25 protein-coding genes are annotated in these 22,375 nt (G+C 67.3%); 22 read left to right on the forward strand and 3 right to left on the reverse strand.

Features of this window, described 5'->3' with window-relative positions; translation table 11 throughout:
* Positions 1-27 precede the first annotated feature (27 nt).
* On the reverse strand, positions 28-789 hold the full coding sequence (locus tag VHA82_RS16010; RefSeq protein ID WP_325545462.1) for an SAM-dependent methyltransferase: 762 nt from the start codon (positions 787-789) through the stop codon (positions 28-30).
* On the reverse strand, positions 789-1,373 hold the full coding sequence (locus tag VHA82_RS16015; protein WP_325545464.1) for a Maf family protein: 585 nt from the start codon (positions 1,371-1,373) through the stop codon (positions 789-791). Before VHA82_RS16015 ends, VHA82_RS16010 begins: the two co-directional genes overlap by 1 nt.
* 45 nt (positions 1,374-1,418) lie before the next feature.
* Between VHA82_RS16015 and VHA82_RS16020 the strand changes: the two genes are divergently transcribed.
* The 22 genes from VHA82_RS16020 (at position 1,419) to nagZ (ending at position 20,623) form a co-directional block, all read left to right on the forward strand.
* A complete protein-coding gene (locus VHA82_RS16020) occupies positions 1,419-1,964 on the forward strand; it encodes a DUF177 domain-containing protein (protein ID WP_325545466.1) in 546 nt (181 codons plus the stop codon).
* A 143-nt stretch (positions 1,965-2,107) separates the two neighbouring features.
* Positions 2,108-2,290 (forward strand): 50S ribosomal protein L32, encoded by a 183-nt coding sequence (rpmF, locus tag VHA82_RS16025; protein ID WP_325545468.1) that lies wholly within the window; start codon positions 2,108-2,110, stop codon positions 2,288-2,290.
* Positions 2,291-2,440: 150 nt separating this feature from the next.
* Entirely contained in the window at positions 2,441-3,484 is a 1,044-nt protein-coding gene (gene plsX / locus VHA82_RS16030; protein ID WP_325545470.1) for a phosphate acyltransferase PlsX, read from the forward strand.
* Entirely contained in the window at positions 3,481-4,458 is a 978-nt protein-coding gene (locus VHA82_RS16035) for a beta-ketoacyl-ACP synthase III (protein WP_325545472.1), read from the forward strand. The genes plsX and VHA82_RS16035 overlap by 4 nt, the downstream gene beginning before the upstream one ends.
* A 36-nt stretch (positions 4,459-4,494) precedes the next feature.
* Positions 4,495-5,445 (forward strand): ACP S-malonyltransferase, encoded by a 951-nt coding sequence (fabD, locus tag VHA82_RS16040; protein ID WP_325545474.1) that lies wholly within the window; start codon positions 4,495-4,497, stop codon positions 5,443-5,445.
* On the forward strand, positions 5,442-6,191 hold the full coding sequence (gene fabG, locus VHA82_RS16045; RefSeq protein ID WP_325545476.1) for a 3-oxoacyl-ACP reductase FabG: 750 nt from the start codon (positions 5,442-5,444) through the stop codon (positions 6,189-6,191). Before fabD ends, fabG begins: the two co-directional genes overlap by 4 nt.
* Before the next feature lie 95 nt (positions 6,192-6,286).
* Positions 6,287-6,526, forward strand: a complete 240-nt coding sequence (gene acpP / locus VHA82_RS16050; protein WP_187074699.1) for an acyl carrier protein — start codon at positions 6,287-6,289, stop codon at positions 6,524-6,526.
* A 45-nt stretch (positions 6,527-6,571) separates the two neighbouring features.
* Entirely contained in the window at positions 6,572-7,816 is a 1,245-nt protein-coding gene (fabF, locus tag VHA82_RS16055; protein WP_325545480.1) for a beta-ketoacyl-ACP synthase II, read from the forward strand.
* Between the two features lie 37 nt (positions 7,817-7,853).
* Entirely contained in the window at positions 7,854-8,279 is a 426-nt protein-coding gene (locus tag VHA82_RS16060) for a hypothetical protein (RefSeq protein WP_325545482.1), read from the forward strand.
* A complete protein-coding gene (rpoE, locus tag VHA82_RS16065; protein WP_325545484.1) occupies positions 8,276-8,917 on the forward strand; it encodes an RNA polymerase sigma factor RpoE in 642 nt (213 codons plus the stop codon). Before VHA82_RS16060 ends, rpoE begins: the two co-directional genes overlap by 4 nt.
* Before the next feature lie 17 nt (positions 8,918-8,934).
* Positions 8,935-9,537 carry a sigma-E factor negative regulatory protein gene (locus VHA82_RS16070; RefSeq protein WP_325545486.1) on the forward strand — a complete coding sequence of 201 codons (603 nt, stop codon included), beginning with the start codon at positions 8,935-8,937 and terminating at the stop codon, positions 9,535-9,537.
* 15 nt (positions 9,538-9,552) lie between these two features.
* Positions 9,553-10,569, forward strand: a complete 1,017-nt coding sequence (locus VHA82_RS16075) for a MucB/RseB C-terminal domain-containing protein (protein WP_325545488.1) — start codon at positions 9,553-9,555, stop codon at positions 10,567-10,569.
* A 157-nt stretch (positions 10,570-10,726) separates the two neighbouring features.
* Positions 10,727-12,205 (forward strand): DegQ family serine endoprotease, encoded by a 1,479-nt coding sequence (locus tag VHA82_RS16080; RefSeq protein WP_325545490.1) that lies wholly within the window; start codon positions 10,727-10,729, stop codon positions 12,203-12,205.
* A 515-nt stretch (positions 12,206-12,720) separates the two neighbouring features.
* Positions 12,721-14,529, forward strand: a complete 1,809-nt coding sequence (gene lepA, locus VHA82_RS16085; protein WP_325545492.1) for a translation elongation factor 4 — start codon at positions 12,721-12,723, stop codon at positions 14,527-14,529.
* 85 nt (positions 14,530-14,614) lie between these two features.
* Complete coding sequence (lepB, locus tag VHA82_RS16090; RefSeq protein ID WP_325545494.1) at positions 14,615-15,580, forward strand: signal peptidase I; 966 nt, start codon at positions 14,615-14,617, stop codon at positions 15,578-15,580.
* 24 nt (positions 15,581-15,604) lie between these two features.
* Positions 15,605-15,958 (forward strand): DUF4845 domain-containing protein, encoded by a 354-nt coding sequence (locus VHA82_RS16095; RefSeq protein WP_325545496.1) that lies wholly within the window; start codon positions 15,605-15,607, stop codon positions 15,956-15,958.
* Positions 15,958-16,638: a ribonuclease III gene (gene rnc / locus VHA82_RS16100; RefSeq protein ID WP_325545499.1), complete on the forward strand. Its 681-nt coding sequence runs from the start codon at positions 15,958-15,960 to the stop codon at positions 16,636-16,638. The genes VHA82_RS16095 and rnc overlap by 1 nt, the downstream gene beginning before the upstream one ends.
* On the forward strand, positions 16,635-17,570 hold the full coding sequence (gene era, locus VHA82_RS16105; RefSeq protein ID WP_325545501.1) for a GTPase Era: 936 nt from the start codon (positions 16,635-16,637) through the stop codon (positions 17,568-17,570). The genes rnc and era overlap by 4 nt, the downstream gene beginning before the upstream one ends.
* A 3-nt stretch (positions 17,571-17,573) precedes the next feature.
* Entirely contained in the window at positions 17,574-18,320 is a 747-nt protein-coding gene (gene recO / locus VHA82_RS16110) for a DNA repair protein RecO (RefSeq protein WP_325545503.1), read from the forward strand.
* 88 nt (positions 18,321-18,408) lie between these two features.
* Positions 18,409-19,164 carry a pyridoxine 5'-phosphate synthase gene (locus VHA82_RS16115; RefSeq protein ID WP_325545505.1) on the forward strand — a complete coding sequence of 252 codons (756 nt, stop codon included), beginning with the start codon at positions 18,409-18,411 and terminating at the stop codon, positions 19,162-19,164.
* Positions 19,161-19,562, forward strand: coding sequence for a holo-ACP synthase (gene acpS, locus VHA82_RS16120; RefSeq protein WP_325545507.1), 402 nt, complete (start codon positions 19,161-19,163; stop codon positions 19,560-19,562). Before VHA82_RS16115 ends, acpS begins: the two co-directional genes overlap by 4 nt.
* A complete protein-coding gene (nagZ, locus tag VHA82_RS16125; protein ID WP_325545510.1) occupies positions 19,562-20,623 on the forward strand; it encodes a beta-N-acetylhexosaminidase in 1,062 nt (353 codons plus the stop codon). The genes acpS and nagZ overlap by 1 nt, the downstream gene beginning before the upstream one ends.
* Before the next feature lie 25 nt (positions 20,624-20,648).
* On the opposite strand, the gene lysS is transcribed toward nagZ, so the two are convergent.
* Positions 20,649-22,169 carry a lysine--tRNA ligase gene (gene lysS / locus VHA82_RS16130; RefSeq protein ID WP_325545512.1) on the reverse strand — a complete coding sequence of 507 codons (1,521 nt, stop codon included), beginning with the start codon at positions 22,167-22,169 and terminating at the stop codon, positions 20,649-20,651.
* Positions 22,170-22,375: the final 206 nt, after the last annotated feature.

The following is a 22,375-nucleotide window of genomic DNA, read 5'->3' on the forward strand; positions in this document are numbered from 1 at the left end:
GGGTCGGGGTGAGGGCAGGGCCCCCCACTAACGGCCGATCGCGAACACCGCGGGCGTGTCGTTGTCGACCGGCGGCCGCTCGCGCTTCCAGTTCTGCACGGTGTCGCACCGGCAGCGCGCCTCGGGCAGCGTGAGGCCGCTGCCGACGGCAAGGCGCGTGTTCGGATGCAGCGTCTGAATGAGCGAGTCCCACAGCGCGCCGTTGCGATAGGGCGTCTCGATGAAGAGCTGCGTCTGCGCGTGCTTCAGCGCGAGCGATTCCAGCTCGCGTACGCGGTGCGCGCGCGCCGCGTTGTCCTGCGGCAGGTAGCCGACGAAAGCGAAGCTCTGCCCGTTCAGGCCGCTGGCGGCGAGCGTGAGCAGCAGCGAAGACGGACCGACGAGCGGGATCACCGGCAGCTCGAGCGCATGCGCCGCGCGCACGACCGACGCGCCCGGATCGGCGATGGCCGGCATGCCCGCTTCGCTGAGCAGGCCGACGTCGTGACCCTCGAGCGCGGCTTGCAGGAGCGGCCTCGCGTCGTAGTCCACGACATGATCTCCCTTCTTGTGCACCGCGCGGGGCAGTTCGGCGATCGACTGCTGCTGCAGCGGTACCGCAAGCGTCCGCTCTTCGCCGATGCGCTTCAGGAACGCGCGGGCGGTCTTCGCGTTCTCGCAGATCCAGTGCGTGATGGCCGCGGCCTGCGCGATCGTCGTCGCGGGCAGCGCATCCGCAAGCGGTGCCTGCTGCCTCATCCCGAAATCGAGCGGCGCGGGCACGAGCACGAGCCGCCCGGGCTGCGTCATCAGAGCACCTTCACGCCGGCGGCGCGGATCATGCGGCAGGTGCGGATGAGCGGCAGGCCCACGAGCGCGGTCGGGTCGTCGTTGTCGATCGCATCGAGCAAGGCGATGCCGAGCCCTTCGCTCTTCGCGCTGCCCGCGCAGTCGTACGGCTGCTCGGCGCGCAGATAGGCTTCGATCTCGGCATCGGTGAGCGATCGGAAGCTCACGCGCACCGCGGCGAGGTCGAGCGCTTCGTACTGCGTCTCGCGGCACACCACCGCGAGCGCCGTCTGAAAGACGACCGTGCGGCCACTCATGAGCCTGAGCTGCTGCGTCGCACGCTCGTGCGTGCCTGGCTTGCCGATCGGTTCTCCTTCGAGGTCGGCGACCTGGTCGGAGCCGATCACGACCGCATGCGGAAAACGCTGCGCGACCGCATGAGCCTTCGCGAGCGCGAGGCGCCGCGCGATCTGCGCGGGCGCCTCACCCGGCAACGCAGTCTCGTCGACCCCGGGCGCCGCGACTTCGAAGGGGATGCCCAGGCGTTCCAGCAATTCGCGCCGGTAGCGCGAGGTGGAGCCGAGAACGAGCGGGCGGGCGGACATGGGGTGGCGGGCTGGGAACAGCATCGATTCTCTTACACTGATCGTATGAAGAACGAGTTCGATGCCCGCAGGCTGGACATTCGGCGGTTCGCCGAGGAGCGCGGTGTCATCGAAGCGACGCAGCCGCTCTCGGCTTTCCGCCGCCTGCTGGACGAAGCCGAGGGCCGGGGCACGGATGAGCCGGTGCGCTGGTCGGCGCGCGGCGAACTGCTCGATCCCGGTCATGTGCAGCCCGACGTCTGGCTGCACCTGGAGGCCTCCACCCGGCTCACGCTCACTTGCCAGCGCTGCCTGCAGCCGGTGCGGGTGCCGCTCGAGGTGCGGCGGTCGTTTCGCTTCGTGCGCGACGAATCCACGGCCGCGAGCGAGGACGAGGCGAGCGAGGAAGACGTGCTCGCCGAAAGCCGCAGCTTCGACCTGCTCGAGCTGGCCGAAGACGAGCTGCTGATGGAGCTGCCGCTCGCGCCGCGGCACGAACGGTGCCCCGTCGAGCTGCCGATGACCGCGGGCGAGGCCGAGTTCGAGGCTACCGGGGGCGAGAAGGCGAGGCCCTTCGAGGCGCTCGGGAAGCTGAAGAGCACGAGACACTGAGAGGCGGCCGCGAGGCGTGTCGCTTCTCGGCTATAATCAAAAGCTTCGCGCGGAAAGCCCCGGCTCGTCCCCGCATCCCACCCACCGAACTTACGGTGTTGCAGCTTTTTTTCGAAGCGGCAACCCTCCCACAGGAGCCCCTCATGGCCGTTCAGCAAAACAAGAAGTCGCCCTCCAAGCGCGGCATGCACCGCTCGCACAACGCCCTGAACGTCCCGGGCATCGCGGTGGAGCCCACCACGGGCGAAACGCACCTGCGCCATCACATCAGCCCGACCGGCTTCTATCGCGGCCGCAAGGTGGTGAAGACCAAGAACGAAGCCTGAGCGCCGCTGCGATTCACGCGCTGAGGCCGCACGGGGCCTGACGCGATTTCGCGTCGCGCCCCCACCTGTCCCGGGCCCGGTTGCCGAAACGCAGCCGGGCCTTTTGCTTGGGGCCGCTCGGGCGGCGCAAAAGCCTCTACATTTCAGGCCATGACGACTCTGGCTGTCGATTGCATGGGCGGCGACCACGGTCCGCCCGTCACGCTCGCTGCCTGCCGCCGCTTCCTCGAGAACCACGGCGAGGCGCGCTTGCTGCTCGTCGGACAGCCCGAGGCACTCGCCACGTTCCAGCACCCTCGTGCGCAGACGGTGGCCGCATCCGAAGTGGTGGAGATGCACGACGCGGTGGAGATCGCGCTTCGCAGGAAGAAGGATTCCTCGATGCGCGTCGCCCTGCAGCAGGTGAAGCAGGGCGCGGCGCAGGCGGCCGTCTCGGCCGGCAACACCGGCGCGCTCATGGCGCTCGCCCGCTATCTTTTGAAGACGGTGGAGGGCATCGACCGCCCCGCCATCGCGTATCCCCTGCCCAATGCGAAGGGCGGTGCGACGACCGTGCTCGACCTCGGCGCCAACGTCGACTGCACGGAGCAGCACCTGCTGCAGTTCGCGGTGCTCGGCTCGGCCCTGGTGGCGGCGCTCAGCGGCAACAATTCGCCGACCGTGGGGCTGCTGAACATCGGCGAGGAGATCATCAAGGGCAGCGAAGTGATCAAGAAGGCCGGGGAGCTGCTGCGCTCGGCGGCCCATTCGGGCGACCTCAACTTCCACGGCAACGTCGAGGGCAACGACATCTTCAAGGGCACGACCGACATCGTGGTGTGCGACGGCTTCGTGGGCAACGTGGCGCTGAAGACGAGCGAGGGCCTCGCGTCCATGATCGGCGGCTTCCTGCGCGAGGAGTTCTCGCGCAACCTGCTGCGGCGCCTCGCGGCCGTGGCGGTGTATCCGGTGCTCTCCGCATTCAAGAAACGCGTGGACTATCGGCGCTACAACGGCGCGGCGCTGCTCGGCCTGAGGGGGCTCGTCTTCAAGAGCCACGGCTCGGCCGATGCCTTCGCTTTCGAGCAGGCCCTCAACCGCGCGTATGATGCGGCCACAAACAATCTGCTCGAGCGCGTCCAGGCCCGCATCGCTCATGCCCGACCCCTCCTGGTCGGCTCCGATGCGCCCGCGACCGAGGCCGCCGTTCCATGAACCGTTATTCGCGCATCGCCGGCACCGGCAGCTACCTTCCGCCGCGCCGCGTCACCAACGCAGAGCTCGCCGCCGAACTGGGCGGCCGCGGCATCGAGACATCGGACCAGTGGATCGTCGAGCGCACGGGCATCCGCGCGCGCCATTTCGCCGAGCCCGGCGTGACGACGAGCGACCTCGCCTTGCCGGCGTGCAGGCATGCGCTCGAGGCGGCGGGAGTGTCGAGTGCCGACATCGATCTCATCGTGGTGGCGACGTCCACGCCGGACATGGTGTTTCCCTCGTCGGCCGCCATCCTGCAGCACAAGCTCGGCATCGCGGGCTGTCCCGCGTTCGACCTGCAGGCCGTGTGCAGCGGTTTCGTCTATGCGCTCACGGTCGCCGACTCGATGATCAAGTCGGGTGCGGCGAACAAGGCGCTCGTCGTCGGCTCGGAGGTGTTCTCGCGCATCCTCGATTTCAACGATCGCACGACGTGCGTGCTGTTCGGCGACGGCGCCGGCGCGGTCGTGCTCGAGGCGTCCGACCAGCCCGGCATCCTCGCTTCGGACCTGCACGCGGACGGCAGGCACGTGGGCATCCTGTGCGTGCCGGGCACCGTATCGGGCGGCAAGGTGCTGGGCGAGCCCCTGCTGAAGATGGACGGCCAGGCCGTGTTCAAGCTCGCGATCGGCGTGCTCGAAGACGCCGCGCGCAAGACGCTCGCCAAGGCGGGACGCACCGATGCCGACATCGACTGGCTGATTCCGCACCAGGCCAACCTGCGCATCATGCAGGGCACCGCGAAGAAACTGAAGCTGCCGCTTCACAAGCTCATCGTGACGGTGGACGAACACGGCAACACGTCGGCGGCATCGATCCCGCTCGCGCTCGACGCCGCCGTGCGCGGCGGCCAGATCGAGCGTGGCGACACGCTGATGCTCGAGGGCGTGGGCGGCGGCTTCACCTGGGGCGCCGTCCTGCTCGACTACTGAGGCGCCGCGAGGCGGCCCCGCGGAACAAGAAATCACATGAAACCGTTCGCATTCGTCTTTCCCGGACAGGGTTCGCAAGCCGTCGGCATGCTCGATGCGTGGGGTGATCATCCTGCCGTCAAGGAGTCGTTGCGCGAGGCGTCCGACGCGCTCGGCGAGGACCTCGGCCGGCTGATCCGGGAAGGCCCGAAGGAGGCGCTCGCCCTCACCACCAACACGCAGCCCGCGATGCTGGTCGCGGGCGTGGCGGCGTGGCGCGCGTGGAAGGCCGAAGGCGGGGCCGATCCGGTCGTTGCGGCCGGTCACTCGCTCGGCGAATATTCCGCGCTGGTGGCGGCGGGGTCTCTCACCCTCGCCGACGCCGCGCCGCTCGTGCGCTTTCGCGCTCAGGCCATGCAGGAAGCCGTGCCCGTCGGAGTCGGCGCGATGGCCGCCGTGCTCGGCATGGATGCGCACAAGGTGATCGAAGGCTGCGCCGAGGCGCAGCGCACCTTCGGCACCAACAGCGACGAGGTGGTCGAGGCGGTGAATTTCAACGATCCTCTGCAGACGGTGATCGCCGGCAGCAAGGCCGCCGTGGACAAGGCGTGCGAGATCCTGAAGGCCAGCGGCGCCAAGCGCGCGCTGCCGCTGCCGGTGTCGGCCCCCTTCCATTCGAGCCTCATGAAGCCCGCGGCCGAACGGCTGAAGGAAAAGCTCGCGGCCACCGAGTTCGCTTCGCCTCGCATTCCGGTCGTGAACAACATCGAGGCGAAGTCCGAAAGCGATCCGCAGCGCATCCGCGCGGCACTCTACGAGCAGGCTTTCGGTCCGGTGCGATGGGTCGACTGCGTGCGATCGATCAAGGCGCACGGTGCGCGGATCGTGATCGAGTGCGGTCCCGGCAAGGTGCTCGCGGCCATGGTGAAGCGCATCGACGGCGAGCTCGCCTCCGGCGCGATGTACGACCCCGCGACGCTTGCCGAAGCGAAGGGGCTCGTCGCATGACGGCTGCGAAGTTCCAGGGACAGGTGGCGCTCGTCACCGGCGCGTCGCGCGGCATCGGCGCGGCGATCGCGCACGAACTCGCGCACCGCGGCGTGAAGGTGATCGGCACCGCGACGACGGATGAGGGCGCGTCGAAGGTGAGCGCGGCACTCGCCGAGTTCGCGGGCTGCCGAGGCGCGAAGCTCGACGTGAACGATGCCGCCGCGGCGCAGGCGGTGGTCGACGCGATCGCCGCGGAGCACGGCGGCTTGCAGGTGCTCGTCAACAACGCCGGCATCACGCGCGACACGCTCGCCATGCGGATGAAGGACGAGGACTGGGACGCCGTGCTCGACACGAACCTGAAGGCCGTGTTTCGCATGAGCCGCGCCGTGATGCGCACGATGATGAAGCAGCGCTACGGCCGCATCGTGAACATCACGAGCGTCGTGGGCGCGAGCGGCAATGCGGGTCAGGCCAACTACGCGGCCGCCAAGGCCGGCGTGGCCGGCATGACCCGCTCGCTCGCCCGCGAGCTCGGCAGCCGGGGCATCACGGTCAATTGCGTGGCGCCGGGCTTCATCGAGACCGACATGACGGCGAGCTTGCCGCAGGAGCAGCAAAAGGCGCTGCTCGGCCAGATCCCGCTCGGCCACCTCGGCAAGCCGGCCGACATCGCGCATGCCGTCGCCTGGCTCGCCTCGCCCGAGGCCGGCTACGTGACGGGACAGGAGGTCCATGTGAACGGCGGGATGTACATGGCCTGACGCATGCGTGCAAATGGGGCGATTCGCCCGAGCCCGGCCGGGAGGGCTGCCCGGTCTAGAATTGCGGATTCAGTCACAACCCTCCGAGGGATCAAATGAGCGATATCGAAGCACGTGTCAAGAAAATCATCGCCGAGCAGCTCGGCGTGGAGGAGTCGCAGGTCACCAACGAGAAGGCTTTCGTGGCGGACCTCGGCGCCGATTCGCTCGACACGGTGGAGCTGGTGATGGCCCTCGAGGATGAATTCGGCATCGAGATTCCCGACGAGGACGCCGAGAAGATCACCACGGTGCAGAACGCGATCGACTACGCGCAGCAGCACCAGAAGGCTTGAGCGGATGGGAAGCGGAATGCACGCAGCGCGCAGCGTGGGCGCAGCATGAGTCGCCGTCGCGTTGTCGTGACCGGCCTGGGCTGCATCAGCCCCGTGGGCAACACGGTGGCCGAGTCGTGGGCCAACCTCCTCGCGGGCAAGCCGGGCATCGATTCGGTCGCATCGTTCGACGCGAGCAATCTCGCGTGCAGGTTCGCGGGAGAAGTGAAGGGCTTCGACATCGGCGAATACATCGCCGAGAAGGAAGCGCGGCACATGGACCGCTTCATCCACCTCGGCCTCGCCGCGGCGTGCCAGGCGGTGGCCGACAGCGGCTTGCCGACCGGCGACGCGCTGGATGGCGAACTCGCCACGCGCATCGGGGTGAACATCGGCTCGGGCATCGGCGGGCTGCCGCTCATCGAGCAGACGCACACGGAAATGGTCAATCGCGGCCCGCGCCGCATCTCGCCTTTCTTCGTGCCGGCTTCGATCATCAACATGATCTCGGGCCACGTTTCGATCAAGTTCGGCTTCCAGGGGCCGAACATCGCCGTGGTGACCGCGTGCACGACGGGTCTCCACGCGATCGGCGTGTCGGCGCGGATGATCGAATCGGGCGACGCCGACGTGATGGTCGCGGGCGGCGCCGAATCGTGCGTGTCGCCGCTCGGCATCGGCGGGTTCGCGGCGGCGCGCGCGCTGTCGACGCGCAACGACGATCCGAAGACCGCTTCGCGGCCCTGGGACAAGGACCGCGACGGATTCGTGCTCGGTGAAGGCGGCGGCGTGCTCGTGCTGGAAGAGTACGACCATGCGAAGGCCCGGGGCGCGAAGATCTACGCGGAGCTCGCCGGCTTCGGCCTGAGCGCGGACGCCTTCCATATGACGGCGCCCAACGTGGACGGTCCGCGCCGCTCCATGGCGATGGCGCTGAAGAACGCGGGCGTGAATGCGCACGAGGTCGATTACATCAACGCGCACGGCACATCCACGCCGCTTGGCGATGTCAACGAGACCAACGCGATCAAGCTCGCGCTCGGCGAGCATGCGAAGAAGGTCGTGGTGAACTCCACCAAGTCGATGACGGGCCACCTGCTGGGCGGCGCCGGCGGCATCGAATCGGTGTTCACCGTGCTCGCGCTGCACGAACAGAAGAGCCCGCCCACCATCAACATCTTCAACCAGGACCCGGAGTGCGACCTGGACTACTGTGCCAACACGGCGCGCGACCTGAAGATCGACGTGGCGGTGAAGAACAACTTCGGGTTCGGCGGCACCAACGGCACGCTGGTGTTCAGGCGCGCCTGACCTGATCCGTTTCCCAGGCATGCATCGCGCCCCGTCGGTGAGCTACCCGGTGGGGCGTTGCCGTTTCGCGGCCGCCGCCTGCGTGGTCGCCTGGCTGCTGGGTGGCATCGCCCTTTCCGGGTGGGCGTGGCAGGGCCAGCCGCTGAACGCGCGCCACGGTGCGGCGCTGGTGCTCTGGTGCGCCGTGGGGGCGGCCGCGGTCGCCGGCTGGTGGCGCTCGCCGGGCGGCATGATCGAATGGGACGGCGGCATCTGGCACTTCGGTACCCGCGAAGCCGAGGTGCTGCGCGTGGCGCTCGACCTGCAGCACGTCCTGCTGCTGTGCGTGAAGGTCTCCGGCGGCGAGGAGTGGCTGTGGGCCGAACGGCGCGCGGCGGCGTCCGACTGGGATGCGCTGCGGCGTGCGGTATATTCGCGCGCCAGGACCGCGGCGCTGGTCCGTCCGCCGGTGGCTGCCCCATGACCGAGACTCCTGCCGCGCCGCCTCCTTCGCCCGCCGATCCCGATTTCGTCCTGGTCGAGCGCACGGTCGCGGGCGACCACAAGGCCTACGCTCTTCTCGTGCTGAAGTATCAGCGGCGCATCGAACGGCTGATCGGGCGCATGGTGCGCGATACCGACCTGATCGAGGACATCGCGCAGGAAACCTTCATTCGCGCCTACCGCGCGCTCGGGCAGTTCCGGGGCGAGGCGCAGTTCTACACGTGGCTGTACCGGATCGCGGTGAACACCGCCAAGAAGGCGCTCGTCGACCTGAAGCGCGACCCGCTGGTGTCGGAAAGCGCGCTGAAGGGCGGCGGCGATGAGGACGGGGACGAAACTTCCGCCGTGGAGAACGAACTAACCTCCGCGGAAACGCCCGAAACGGTGCTCGCGGCCAAGGAGATCGCGGCCACGGTGAACTCGGCCATGGAAGCGCTGCCCGAGGAGCTGCGCCAGGCGGTGCAGCTGCGGGAGATCGAAGGTCTCTCGTACGAGGAGATCGCGGAAGTGATGAACTGCCCGATCGGAACGGTGCGCTCGCGAATCTTCCGGGCGCGCGAGGCGATTTCGGCCAAGGTCAAGCCCCTGCTGGAGAACCAGTCGGGCAGGCGCTGGTAGGCGCGAAGGGTGATGCAATGAACAATATGAATACGCAGGAACTGGTTTCGGCACTGGCGGATGGTCATCTTGAAGGCGATGCGCTTGCCGGGGCGCTCGACGCGGTGTGCGCGGACGAGGCGGCGCTTGCGGCCTGGCACCGGTATCACCTGATCGGCGACGTCCTGCGTTCGCAGGATCTCGCCGCGGCGACGCCGGCCGAGAGATTCCTCGCGCGCCTGCAGGAGAGCCTGCGGGGAGAATCGGTGACGCGCGAGCTGAAGCAGATCGAGTGCTTCCCGGCCGCGGCGGCAGTGGATGCCGCACGGCCGGCGGCCAACGACAGCCGCCGCTGGAAGATGGTGGCGGGCGTGGCGACCCTCACGGCCGCCGCGGCGATCGGCTGGTCCATGATCGGCGCTCCGGCCGCGGATCGCGCGGCGGGCCCGCAGCTCGCGGCAGCGCCCGCGCCCTCGGCGGGGTCGGCCATGGTCCTCACGGGGTCGGCGAACGGCCCCATGATCCGCGACGAGGACCTGGATCGCCTGCTGGCCGCGCATCGCCAGTTCGGCACGGCCACGGCGCTGCAGACTCCCGCGCAGTTCGTGCGCAACGCGGCCTTCGAAGGCCCGGCTCGCTAAAGCCCGCGGCGCGCAATGGCATTCGCAACCCCCTCGACGCTGCTCGCGCGCGCCGGACGATGGGCCCTGCTCCTGTGGGCGGGTGGGGTCGTCGGCATCGCCGCCGCGCAGACCGCCGCGGCGCCTCCCGAAGGCAAGGAGGCGCGCCAGCGCGGCATCAACGAATGGCTGCTTCGCATGCACGACGCCTCGCGCCTACGCAGCTATGCCGGCACCTTCGTGGTCTCGTCCCCCACCGGGCTTGCGAGCGCGCGCATCTGGCACGCGTGCGAGGGCGACGTGCAGGTGGAGCGCGTGGAGTCGCTCACCGGGGCGCGTCGTTCCACCTTCCGCCGCAACGAAGAGGTGGTGACGCTGCTGCCGGAGAGGCGCCTCGCGCGGACCGAGCATCGCGAATCGCTCGGCATGTTCACGGACCTGCTGAAAGGTGCGGGCACTTCGATCCCGGCGTTCTACGAGGCGAAGCGCGTGGGCGAGGACCGCGTGGCGGGCTTCGACACCGACGTCGTCCAGATCGTGCCGAAGGACAACCTGCGCTTCGGCTATCGCGTCTGGAGCGAGAAGAAGACGGGCCTCGTCGTGAAGACGCAGACGCTCGACGTGCTGGGCGCCGTGCTCGAGCAGGCCGCTTTTTCCGAGCTGCAGCTCGACGCGCCCGTGCACGCCGAGCGGCTGGCGCAGATGATGGCCGTTCCGGAGGGCTGGCGGGTGGAGCGCAGCGAAGCCGTCCGCACGACGCCCGATGCCGAGGGCTGGTCGATGCGCACGGCCGTGGCGGGCTTCAAGCCGCTCAGCTGCTACAAGCGGCCCGCCGAAGGCGTGCTGCAGTGGATCTTTTCGGACGGACTCGCTTCCGTCTCGCTCTTCATCGAGGCGCTCGACCGTCGCCGCCACGTCCAGGAAGGCATCTTCGCGAGCGGCGCGACCCATACGCTCACGCGCCGGGTTCAGGGCTCGTGGCTCACCGTCGTGGGCGAGGTGCCGCCGCAGACGCTCAATCAGTTCGCGCAGGGCCTGGAGCATCGCAAGTAGGATCGCGTGAGGCGGCGGCCCGCGCGAGCCCGGTGGGGGGTGCGGGCGGCGCGCGGGCGGGGGTGCGCCGAATGCGCCCTCGGCTGACGCTGAACCAATTTGCCGCAGCGTATTCTGAGCATTATTGTTCTCAGCCGTTTCTCCAGGAAAGGTCGATATGTTCCGCATCGAATGGAAGGCGTTGCGCACCGGTGCCGCCGCTCTCGGGCTTGCGTTCGGCGCCTCGATGGCGCTCGTGCCCTGCGCCCCTGCATTGGCGCAGTCGGCGCCGCAGCCGCGCTCGCTGCCTGATTTCACCGAACTGGCCGAACAGGTGGGCCCGGCCGTGGTGAACATCCGCACGCTCGAGCGTGCGCGTTCCTCGCGGGGGGACCCGTCGGATGAGGAGATGCAGGAATTCTTCCGGCGCTTCTTCGGCGTGCCCATGCCCAACGTGCCGCGACGCGGCAACCCGGGCCGGCCGTCGCCGGCGCCCGATGAGGAGCATCCGCGCGGCGTCGGCTCGGGCTTCATCCTGTCGCCCGACGGCTACGTGATGACGAATGCCCACGTGGTGGAGGATGCGGACGAAGTGATCGTCACGCTCACCGACAAGCGCGAGTTCAAGGCGAAGATCATCGGCTCGGACAAGCGCACGGACGTCGCGGTCGTGAAGATCGAGGCAACCGGCCTGCCCGCCGTGCGCGTGGGCGACGCGAACAAGCTGAAGGTGGGCGAATGGGTGATGGCCATCGGCTCGCCGTTCGGCCTGGAGAACACCGTGACCGCGGGCATCGTGAGCGCCAAGCAGCGCGACACGGGCGACTATCTGCCTTTCATCCAGACCGACGTCGCGATCAACCCGGGCAACTCGGGCGGGCCGCTCATCAACCTGCGCGGCGAAGTGGTGGGCATCAACAGCCAGATCTACTCGCGCTCGGGCGGCTTCATGGGCATCTCGTTCGCGATTCCGATCGACGAGGCGATCCGCGTCTCCGAGCAGCTTCGCACGACGGGACGCGTCTCCCGCGGGCGCATCGGCGTGCAGATCGACCAGGTGACGAAGGACGTGGCCGAATCGATCGGGCTCGGCAAGGCGCTCGGCGCGCTCGTGCGCAATGTCGAGAGCGGCTCGCCGGCCGACAAGGCGGGCGTCGAGGCGGGCGACATCATCACGAAGTTCAATGGCGTGGCAATCGACAAGGCGACCGATCTGCCGCGGCTCGTCGGCAACACCAAGCCGGGCAGCCGCGTGAACATGACGCTCTTCCGGCGCGGCGGCTCGCGCGACGTCACGGTGACCGTGGCCGAGATCGAGCCCGAGAAGGAGCAGGCCCGGGCGAACTCGTCCGAGGAACAATCGAAAGCCACGCCCAGCGCGAAGACACTCGGCCTTGCCGTGCGAGAACTCACGGACGCGCAGAAGAAGGAGAACAAGGTGAAAGGCGGTGTGGTGGTCGATGCGGCGAGCGGCGCCGCCGCGCGAGCCGGCATCCAGGAAGGCGACATCATCGTCGCCATCGGCAACACGGACGTCCGCAGCGTGCGCGAGTTCGACGCGGTGATCGCGAAGGTCGACAAGACGAAGCCGGTGCCGGTGCTGCTGCATCGCGGAGAGCTCGCGACCTACGCTCTCATCCGGCCGTCACGCGGGTAGCTCCTTTCGGGGCATGCCGGCGAGGGAGCCCCAAGCCCGTACTCGGGTTTGGGGTTTTGCTCAAGGGGTGATCAAAAAAAGACAGGCCTCGAAATTTTTTTCGGCCGGGCAAGGCGATCCGGCTAGTTAGCGTACGCACACTTTGATCGGAGCTAACGACTATTTTCGATAGAATCGAGAGTGCCGAGGCGCGATTGGCCACATATCAGGCAACCGGGGTCACCACGATGCGGGATGGTCTCAGCCATTGCACAGCGCATCCACAGATCGCCCACACGTTGTCCCAGCCATTTGCCCCAATCTTGTTGACAAGATGTGTACAAACTGCGAGTTGCGACCCTGCAACGACCCCCTGGATCGAACGGCGCGACTATACGCCCGGGGCTTTTTGCCTAAAATGAAGTTCCAACTATCGCAGTTGCCATAGATTGTTGGTTTAGGGCGCGTCACTTGAGGGCGCGCCCTTTTTTCTTTGTGCGCGCCCTTTCGAATCAATCACTTGAGTGTCCCCCTTGATGAATCACATCAGAAACTTCTCGATCATCGCGCACATCGATCACGGCAAATCGACGCTCGCCGATCGCCTGATCCAGCGTTGCGGCGGACTCTCCGACCGCGAGATGGAGGAGCAGGTGCTCGATTCGATGGAGCTCGAACGGGAGCGTGGGATAACCATCAAGGCGCAGACCGCTTCGCTCGCATACAAGGCGCGTGACGGCAACGTCTACAACCTCAACCTGATCGACACGCCGGGCCACGTCGACTTCTCGTACGAAGTCTCGCGCTCGCTCTCCGCATGCGAAGGCGCGCTGCTCGTGGTCGATGCGAGCCAGGGCGTGGAGGCGCAGACGGTCGCGAACTGCTACACCGCGCTCGACCTCCACGTCGAAGTCGTCCCGGTGCTGAACAAGATGGACCTGCCGCAGGCCGACCCCGAGCGCGCGAAGGAGGAGATCGAGGACGTGATCGGCATCGACGCGAGCCACGCGATCCCCTGCTCGGCCAAGACGGGCGAGGGCATCGACGACATCCTCGAAGCGATCGTCGCGCGCATCCCCGCGCCGCGCGGCGACCCGGAAGCGCCGCTGCGCGCGATGATCATCGACAGCTGGTTCGACAGCTACGTCGGCGTCGTGATGCTCGTGCGCGTGGTCGACGGCCGCGTCGCGAAGGGCGACCGCATCCAGCTCATGGCATCGGGGGCGGCCTACGACGCCGACCAGCTCGGCGTCTTCACTCCCTCCAATGCCCCGCGCGATGCGCTCGAAGCGGGCGAGGTGGGCTACGTCATCGCCGGCATCAAGGAGCTGAAGGCCGCTCGCGTGGGCGACACGATCACGCGCATCCGCGCCGGGCAGCGCAGCGTCGTGCCGGCCGAGGAGGCGCTGCCGGGCTTCAAGGAAATCCAGCCGCAGGTGTTCGCCGGCCTCTATCCGACGGAGGCGAACCAGTACGACTCGCTGCGCGACAGCCTGGAAAAACTGAAGCTCAACGATTCGTCGCTGCGCTACGAGCCCGAGGTGAGCCAGGCGCTCGGCTTCGGCTTTCGCTGCGGCTTCCTGGGCCTGCTGCACCTGGAGATCGTGCAGGAGCGGCTCGAACGTGAATTCGACCAGGATCTCATCACGACCGCGCCTTCGGTCGTCTATCAGGTCGAGAAGAACGACGGCGAAGTCGTCATGGTCGAGAACCCCGCCAAGATGCCCGAGCAGGGGCAGCTGCGCGAGATTCGCGAGCCGATCGTGACCGTGCACCTGTACATGCCGCAGGAGTACGTGGGCCCCGTGATGACCCTTGCCAATCAGAAGCGCGGCGTGCAGGTGAACATGGCCTATCACGGGCGCCAGGTCATGCTCACGTACGAACTGCCGCTCGGCGAGATCGTGCTCGACTTCTTCGACAAGCTGAAGTCGGTGAGCCGCGGCTACGCGTCGATGGACTACGAGTTCAAGGAATTCCGGGCGTCCGACGTGGTGAAGGTCGACATGCTCCTGAACGGCGAGAAGGTGGATGCCCTCTCGATCATCGTGCACCGCACCCAGGCGCAGTACCGCGGACGGGCGGTCGCCTCGAAGATGCGCGAGATCATCAGCCGCCAGATGTTCGACGTGGCCATCCAGGCGGCCATCGGCGCCAACATCATCGCGCGGGAGACCATCAAGGCCCTGCGCAAGAACGTGCTGGCAAAATGCTACGGCGGCGACATCACCCGCAAGCGCAAGCTCCTCGAAAAACAAAAGGCAGGCAAGAAACGCATGAAGCAGATCGGGTCCGTGGAAGTCCCGCAGGAAGCCTTCCTGGCCATCCTGCAAGTAGAAGAATGATGAGCCCCCGCACTCCCCACTCCGTGCGGCAGGCGCCCCCCGAGGGCGCTCGCGCGCCCCTCGGCTCGGCACGAAAGGCGCGATGATGCCCTTCCTCACCGCCGTCGTCCTGGCCGCATTCGTCGCATACGCGGGCGCGTGGTACTTCGAGATGATCGAAGGCAACTTCGCGCTGCTCCTCTTCCTCGCGACCGTCGTGACCGGGCTCTACTGGGTCGCCGAGCGCCTCTATTTCCTGCCGAAGCGCCGCGAAGCGGCCGCGACGCTGCAGGCGCAGGCCGCGCAGCGCAAGGCGCAGCTCTCGGCCAAGGGCATCCAGGCCGATGGCGGCGACATCTCCGAGGCGCGCCAGCGCCTGCTGATGCAGCCGTGGTGGCTCGACTGGACGGCCGGGCTTTTCCCCGTGATCCTCGCCGTCTTCGTGCTGCGTTCGTTCCTCTTCGAGCCGTTCAAGATTCCCTCCGGCTCGATGGTCCCGACGCTCCTGGTGGGCGACCTGATCCTCGTCAACAAGTTCACCTACGGCCTGAGGCTGCCGGTCGTGAACACCAAGCTCACCGAGGGCAACGCGCCCCAGCGCGGCGACGTGATGGTGTTTCGCTACCCGCCCAAGCCGAGCCTCGACTACATCAAGCGCGTGGTGGGCGTGCCGGGCGACACGGTCGCCTACATCGACAAGAAGCTCACGATCAACGGGCAGCCCGTGAGCAAGGACCCCGTGCCCGAATACTTCGACGCCGACTCGATGCGCTACTTCAAGCAGTTCGAGGAAGTGCTCGGTGGCAAGCGCCATCGCATCCTGAACGACGACGCGCGGCCCGCTTTCGTGGAGGGCGCGTTCGACTTCCCGTATCGGGAGAATTGCCGCTACAGTGTCGACGGCGTCACATGCAAGGTTCCCCCGGGCTACTATTTCATGATGGGGGACAACCGCGATAATTCGCAGGATTCGCGGTACTGGGGGTTCGTGCCCGACCGCAACATCGTCGGCAGGGCATTCTTCATCTGGATGAATTTCACAAGCCTGGGCCGCATCGGCTCGTTCGAGTAGCTCTCACTCAGAGGGGTTTGGTAGATGAGACAGCAACGCAGGACCCGGCAGGCGGGTATTTCGTTTTTCGGATTGATCTTCGTGATCGCCGTGCTCGCGAGCGTGGGCGTGCTCGCCGCGCAGGCCTTCCCGACCGTCCTCGAGTATCAGGCCATCCTCAAGGCCGTGAACAAGGCCCGCGAAGGCACGACCGTGCAGGAAGTGCGCACCATCTTCGACAAGGCCGCGCAGATCGACGACATCACCTCCATCAGCAGCAAGGACCTTCAGATCACCAAGAACGGCGACCGCGTGGTCGTCTCCTTCGCCTACGACAAGGAGATCCACATGTTCGGTCCGGCCTATCTCCTGCTCAAGTACCGGGGGCAATCGATCTAGTGGATGAATCGCTCGCAGCGCTGCAGCAGCGCTTGCAGCACCGCTTTTCCGATCCGCGCCTGCTCAGGCGGGCGCTCACGCATCGCAGCTTTGGCGCAGAGCACAACGAACGCCTGGAGTTCCTCGGCGACTCCGTGCTGAACCTGGCCGTCTCCGCGCTGCTCTACGAGCGGCTGCAATCGCTTACCGAGGGTGACCTGACGAAGATCCGTGCTTCGCTCGTGCGTCAGGACTCGCTGCACCAGCTCGCGCTCGGGCTCGAACTGTCCGAGGCGATCCAGCTCGGCGAAGGCGAACTGCGCACGGGCGGCCGGCGGCGCCCCTCGATCCTTGCCGATGCGCTGGAAGCCGTGCTGGGCGCGGTCTATCTGGATGCGGGCTATGCGGCGGCCGAGGCACTCGTGCACAGGCTCTTCAAGGACGTGGAGGTCCGGCCGACCCTGGCGGCGGCCGCCAAGGACCCGAAGACGGAGCTGCAGGAATGGCTGCAGGGCCGCAAAATGAAGCTGCCGGTCTACCGTGTCGCGGCGACCCTGGGGGCGGCGCACAAGCAGACGTTCGATGTGGAATGCGAAGTCACGGAGCTCGGCGTCGTCGAACGCGGCATCGGCGCGACGCGGCGCGCCGGCGAGCAGGCGGCCGCGGCCGCCGTTCTGATGGCACTCAAGGCACGCAAGTGAGCGATACGGGCACCGGGACCGGCAGCAACGCGACCGCGGGTCGGCACTGCGGCCTGATCGCGATCGTGGGCAAGCCCAACGTGGGCAAGTCGACGCTCCTGAACGCGCTCGTCGGACAGAAGATCAGCATCACGTCGCGCAAGGCCCAGACGACGCGCCACCGCATCACCGGCATCCGCACGGTGGGCGACACGCAGTTCGTGTTCGTCGATACGCCGGGCTTCCAGACGCGGCACAGCACGGCACTCAACCGTTCGCTCAACAAGGCGGTAAGCGGTGTGGTGGGCGACGTCGACCTGGTCCTCTTCGTGGTCGAGGCGGGCACCTTCACGCTCGCCGATGCGAAGGTGCTCGCGCTTCTGAGGCCCAACGTGCCGGCGATCCTCCTTGCGAACAAGCTCGATCAGGTGCATCGCCGCGAGGAGCTCGCGCCTTGGCTGCGCGAGATGCAGGAGCGGCATGCGTTCGCCGAATTCGTGCCGATGTCCGCGAAGAACCCGAAGGACATCGAGCGGCTCTTTGCCGTCTGCCGCAAGTACCTGCCCGAGCAGCCGTGGTGGTACGGGGAGGACGAACTCACCGACCGCAGCGAGAAGTTCCTGGCGGGCGAAATCGTGCGGGAGAAGCTGTTCCGCCTGACCGGGGAAGAGCTGCCCTACACCTCGACGGTGGTGGTGGATCAGTTCGAGGAAGAGCCGAGCCCGAAGCACGGCCGGTTCGTGAAGATCGCGGCGACCGTCGTGGTGGAGCGCGACAGCCACAAGGCCATGGTGATCGGCGACGGGGGCGAGCGGCTGAAGCGCATCGGCACCGAAGCGCGCCAGGAACTCGAGAAACTCTTCGGCGCGAAAGTCTTCCTGCAGCTCTGGGTCAAGGTGCGAGGCGGCTGGGCCGACGACGAGGCGCGCGTGCGCAGCTTCGGGTATGAATGACGCATGAAGCGCACCGCGGACGAGCCGGCCTATGTGCTGCACCGCTATGACTGGAGCGAATCCAGCCTGATCCTCGAGGTGTTCACTCGCCACCACGGCCGCATCGCGCTCGCGGCCAAAGGCGTGAAGCGGCCCAGCTCGAATTTCCGGCCGGTGCTGCTGCCGCTGCAGCGGCTGGAGATCGCCTTCGGCGGCACCGGCGAGATACGGCAGCTCAAGTCCGCCGAATGGGTCGGCGGGCAGGTCATGCCCACGGGCGAGGCATTGCTGTCGGGCTACTACCTGAACGAACTCCTGTTGCGCCTCATCGCGCGCGACGATCCCCATGCGAAGCTTTTCGACGCGTACTCGGCCGCCGTGCAGGTGCTGGCCAGCGAACATGGCGAGGCATTGCAGCCGGCGCTGCGCGCTTTCGAGCTGCTGCTCCTGCGGGAAATCGGCCTGCTGCCCATGCTCGATGCGCAGACCTCGACACTCGCGCCCTTGCTTGGCGATGCGCGCTATTCGCTGCTGCCCGAAGCGGGACTGGTCGAAACGGGGGGCGACGACGCGCGGCCCGCGATGGCGGGCGGCCAGTGGCGCCAACTGCAAGAGGCGCTGGACGGCCCAGCACCGTTTTCCGCGGTGCTGCCCCTCACGGATTCGATGATGCAGGCCCTCAAGCCCCAGCTGCGCGCGCTGCTGAACTACCATTGCGGAGTCAACGTGCTGCGCACCCGGCAGATGATGATCGATCTCCAGTCCCTATGAGCATGTCAGCCCCCACGCTTGTCACTTCGTGTACTGCGCTGCCCCCCGAGGGGGCGTTCGCCGCCTTGGGGCGGCCCGGCGACGGCTCATGACCACCGCCCTTTCGGTCAACGTCAACAAGGTCGCGCTCGTACGCAACACGCGCCACCTGGGCATCCCGAGCGTGGTGCGGGCGGCCACGTTGTGCCTGCAGGCGGGCGCGCACGGGATCACGGTGCATCCGCGGCCGGATGCGCGGCACATCCGCGCCGAAGACGTGCACGACCTGCGCGAACTCATGAAGTCGTGGCCGCAGGCGGAATTCAACATCGAGGGCAATCCCTTCCACAACCTCATGGACTTCGTGCGCGACGCGCGTCCGGACCAGTGCACCTTCGTGCCGGACAGCGAAGGCCAGTTCACGAGCGATCACGGCTGGGACCTACGTGCCGACGGCGAGCGCGTGAAGCCGCTCATCGCCGAAGCGAAAGCGCTCGGCGTGCGCGTGAGCCTCTTCATGGACCCGCTGCCCGATGCGATGGAGCTCGCGAGGGCCGTGGGCGCCGACCGGGTGGAGCTCTACACCGAACCTTATGCGTCTTCGTGGGGCACGCCCCGCCAGACGCAGGAGCTGGGCCGGTTCGCGGATGCCGCGCGCGCGGCCGCGGCGCAAGGCCTGGGAGTGAACGCGGGCCACGATCTCAACCGCGACAATCTGCCGGATTTCCTGCGCGCTGTGCCCGGCGTGCTGGAAGTGTCGATCGGCCACGCGTTGATCGCCGACGCGCTGGAGTTCGGCTACGCGCAGACGGTGCGCCTCTATCTGCAAGCCATCGGCCAGGGCAGCGGCGGCGGGAGCCCATGATCTTCGGCATCGGCACCGACATCTGCGACGTGAGGCGCATCCGCGCCACCTACGAGCGCAACGGCGAAAAGTTCATCCGCCGGGTGCTGAGCGAAGGCGAGATCGCCGTGTGGAAGCACCGCACCTCGCGCTGGCCGGAGCGCGGCATCCGCTTTCTCGCGACACGCTTTTCCGCCAAGGAAGCTTTCAGCAAGGCGGTGGGGCTGGGACTACGCATGCCGATGGCGTGGCGCCTGTGCGAGATCGCCAATCATGCGAGCGGCAAGCCCTACATCGTCCTGCACGGCGGACTGAAGGACTGGTTCGATGCGCGCGGTCTCACCGCGCAGGTGACGGTCACCGACGAAAGCGATTACGCCGCGAGCTTCGTGATCGTGGAGAAGAAGGAGAACGAATAGTGAGCGAGCACGCGCCTCTTGTCATCGACGTTGCCGGCACCGAACTCACGGCGGTGGACCAAAAGCGCCTCGCGCATCCGCTCGTGGGCGGCATGATTCTCTTTGCCCGCAACTGGAAGGACCGCGAGCAGCTCACCACCCTCTGCACGGCGGTGAAGTCCGTGCGCGAGGACCTGCTCGTCTGCGTCGATCACGAAGGCGGCCGCGTGCAGCGGTTCCGCACCGACGGGTTCACGCACCTGCCGCCCATGCGAGCGCTGGGCGAGATGTGGATGACCGATGCGATGCAGGCCACCAACGCGGCCACCGCGTGCGGCTATGTGCTCGCGTCGGAACTGCGCGCTTGCGGCGTCGATCTGAGCTTTGCACCGGTGCTCGATCTGGATCACGGCGCGAGCAGCGTGATCGGCGACCGCTCGTTCCACTATGACGCGCGCGTGTCGGCGCTGCTCGCCAAGAGCCTGATGCACGGCATGCTGCAGGCGGGCATGGGCAACTGCGGCAAGCATTTCCCGGGGCATGGATTCGTGAAGGCGGATTCGCACGTCGACGTGCCGGTCGACGACCGCGCGCTGAAGGCGATCCTTGCCGACGATGCGATGCCGTATGGCTGGCTCAGCACGGTCTTGACCGGTGTGATGCCGGCGCACGTCGTCTATCCGAAGGTGGACCGGCGGCCCGCGGGATTCTCCACGAAATGGCTGAACGGCATCCTGCGCGGGCAACTCGGATTCGAAGGTGCGGTGTTCAGCGATGACCTGAGCATGGCCGGGGCGCGATCGATCGACGGGCGGCAGGTGACGTACAGCGAAGCCGCGGTCGCCGCGTTGAATGCCGGCTGCGACATGGTGCTGCTGTGCAACGAGTCGGCGCAGTCGGGCGGCAAGGCGATCGATATGGTGCTCGAGGAACTGGAGCGCGCGCGCGTGGCGGGCGACTGGCAGGCGAGCGAGCGCAGCGAGCAGCGCAGGCTCGCGCTGCTGCCCTCGATCGGGGCGCCCTCGTGGGATGCGCTGATGTCGGACCCGCATTACATGCATGCGGTCGGGCTCGTGCCCTAGCGAGCCAGCCACCCGCCTCGAGCGATCAGCCTTCGCGCCTGAGAGCGGGAAACAGGATCACGTCGCGGATGCTCGGGCTGTCGGTGAGCAGCATCATCAGCCGATCGACGCCCACACCGCACCCCCCCGTGGGCGGCATGCCGTATTCGAGCGCGCGCACGAAGTCGTGGTCGAAGAACATGGCTTCGTCGTCGCCCGCGTCCTTCGCGTTCACCTGGGCCTGAAAGCGCGCGGCCTGATCCTCCGCGTCGTTCAGTTCGGAAAATCCGTTGGCCATCTCGCGGCCGGTGATGTAGAGCTCGAAGCGTTCGGTGACTTCCGGCCGCTCGTCGTTGGCGCGCGCGAGCGGAGAGATTTCGGTCGGGTGTTCCATGATGAAGGTCGGCTGCCAGAGCTTGTCCTCGACCTTCTCCTCGAAATAGAGCACCTGCAGCGACGCAAGCGAGCGCGTGGAGAGGCGGTTCTTCTCCTCGCTCAGGCCGGCCTTGCGCAGCGCGCCGATCAGCCAGTCGCGGTCGTCGACGCCCGAGCCCGCCTCGGTGTGCTTCAGGATCGCATCGCGGATCGTGAGGCGCGCGAAAGGCTGCGCGAGGTCCACGGCCTCGCCGGCGTAGGAGAGATCGAGCCGTCCCACGGACTTAATCGCCATGTCGCGCACGAGCGCTTCCGTGAAGTCCATCAGGTCGCGGTAGTTCCAGTAGGCCGCGTAGAACTCCATCATCGTGAACTCGGGGTTGTGGCGCACCGAGATGCCTTCGTTGCGGAAGTTGCGGTTGATCTCGAACACGCGTTCGAACCCGCCCACGACGAGGCGCTTCAGGAAAAGCTCGGGCGCGATGCGAAGGTACATCTCCTGGTCGAGCGCGTTGTGGTGCGTGACGAAGGGGCGCGCGTTCGCTCCGCCCGGAATCGGGTGCAGCATCGGCGTTTCGACTTCCAGGAAGCCGTGGCTCACCATGAATTCGCGCAGGCCCGAAATCGCCTTGCTGCGCGCGACGAAGCGCCTGCGCGCCTCCTCGTCGGTCATGAGGTCCAGGTAGCGCTGGCGGTACTTCATCTCCTGGTCCGCCATGCCGTGGAACTTGTCGGGCATGGGGCGCAGGCTCTTCGTGAGAAGCCGGATCGACGTGGCGTGGATCGAAAGCTCGCCCGTGCGCGTCTTGAACACCTTGCCCTCGGCCGCGACGATGTCGCCCAGGTCCCAATGCTTGAACGCCGCGTAGGCCTCTTCGCCCACGCCGTCGCGCGTGACGTACAGCTGGATCTGCCCGGAGCCGTCCTGCACGGTGGCGAAGCTCGCCTTGCCCATCACGCGTTTGAGCATCATGCGGCCGGCCACGCGCACCTGGACGGCTTCGGCTTCGAGCGGACCGGGCTCCTTGGCGCCGTGGTCGCGATGCAGGTCCGCCGCGTGGTGCGACGGCTTGAAGTCGTTCGGGAAGGCGACGCCTTGTCCCGCCTTCTGTGCTTCGCGCAGGAGGCGCAGCTTCTCGCGGCGCTCGGCGATCAGCTTGTTCTCGTCGACGGGCAGGGATTCGTTGGACATTCGGGAAGGAAAGAGGGGAAAGCGGCGAGCCGACGCGAAACGTGTGATTTTAGGGGTCTATGGCGCATCGCGCTTCCGCGCCGAGTGGACGGCATCCGTCATCCCAGGCTTCGCCAGGCGCCTTGGATTCCCGCTTTCGCGGGAATGACGGGACGGAGGCGGGGACGACGAGTGTCATCGATAGAGCGGAAACGCCGTTTCTCGAG

Source organism: Ramlibacter sp. (genome assembly GCF_035548915.1).
Lineage (GTDB): Bacteria > Pseudomonadota > Gammaproteobacteria > Burkholderiales > Burkholderiaceae_C > Ramlibacter.